Source organism: Ercella succinigenes (assembly GCF_900002895.1).
In genome coordinates this window covers 1-1,090 of the sequence record NZ_CDHP01000026.1, presented here as the reverse complement: position 1 = coordinate 1,090, position 1,090 = coordinate 1, and the positions used below count along the sequence as shown (strand labels likewise).

1 tRNA gene and 2 rRNA genes are annotated in these 1,090 nt (G+C 47.6%); all 3 read left to right on the top strand.

Features of this window, described 5'->3' with window-relative positions:
• Window positions 1-418 (top strand): 16S ribosomal RNA (locus AC0KSB_RS07070); the annotation flags it as partial.
• Window positions 419-580: 162 nt separating this feature from the next.
• A tRNA-Ile gene (locus AC0KSB_RS07065) sits at window positions 581-657 on the top strand.
• A 233-nt stretch (window positions 658-890) separates the two neighbouring features.
• Window positions 891-1,090, top strand: a 23S ribosomal RNA gene (locus AC0KSB_RS07060); the annotation flags it as partial.

Here is a 1,090-nt window from a genome sequence, read left to right as displayed (position 1 = left end):
TTGCCATCAGGTTAAGCTGGGCACTCTGGCGAGACTGCCGTTGACAAAACGGAGGAAGGTGGGGACGACGTCAAATCATCATGCCCCTTATGTCCTGGGCTACACACGTACTACAATGGCAACAACAGAGGGCAGCCAGGTCGCGAGGCCGAGCGAATCCCAAAATGTTGTCCCAGTTCAGATTGCAGGCTGCAACTCGCCTGCATGAAGTCGGAATTGCTAGTAATGGCAGGTCAGCATACTGCCGTGAATACGTTCCCGGGCCTTGTACACACCGCCCGTCACACCATGAGAGTTTGTAACACCCGAAGTCAGTAGTTTAACCGTAAGGAGAGCGCTGCCGAAGGTGGGACAGATAATTGGGGTGAAGTCGTAACAAGGTAGCCGTATCGGAAGGTGCGGCTGGATCACCTCCTTTCTAAGGAGACAATGGTTATTGTCGACGCAATAATCGTAAGTCTTATAAGTCGATCTTCAACAAAGAGCTGTAACAGGCAGGCTGTTGAAGAAAAGAAGGCAAGTCTTTTATAAGTAAGATACACTGTTCAATCTTCAGGGTTCGTCCCTGGATAACCAAAATGGGCTCATAGCTCAGGTGGTTAGAGCGTGCGCCTGATAAGCGCAAGGTCGGAGGTTCGAGTCCTCTTGAGCCCACCAAAAGACACAAAGGAAACTGAAGTGTCTTAGAAGTGTCTCAAAAGAGGACACATGCACCTTGAAAACTGCATAAGGAAAGAAGAAAAAAGACCAAAGATAGAAAAGACAAAGAGAAGCAAAGAAGAAAAGGTCTTGTAAATTTAGAGTACACAAAAGGGTAAGCTAAAGAAGCAAGTCTTGGAATTGGAACTTCATCTAAAGTGTCAGGATATCGACGAAGAGAACCAAAAAAAGGTCAAGTTACTAAGAGCGCAGGGTGAATGCCTTGGCACCGAGAGCCGATGAAGGACGCGACAAGCTGCGAAAAGCTGCGGTTAGGAGCAAATATCCTAAGACCCGCAGATGTCCGAATGGGGAAACCCAATCAGGGTAAATGCCTGATTACCTGTATGTAAATACATAGCATACAGGAGGGAGACGGGGTGAACTGAAA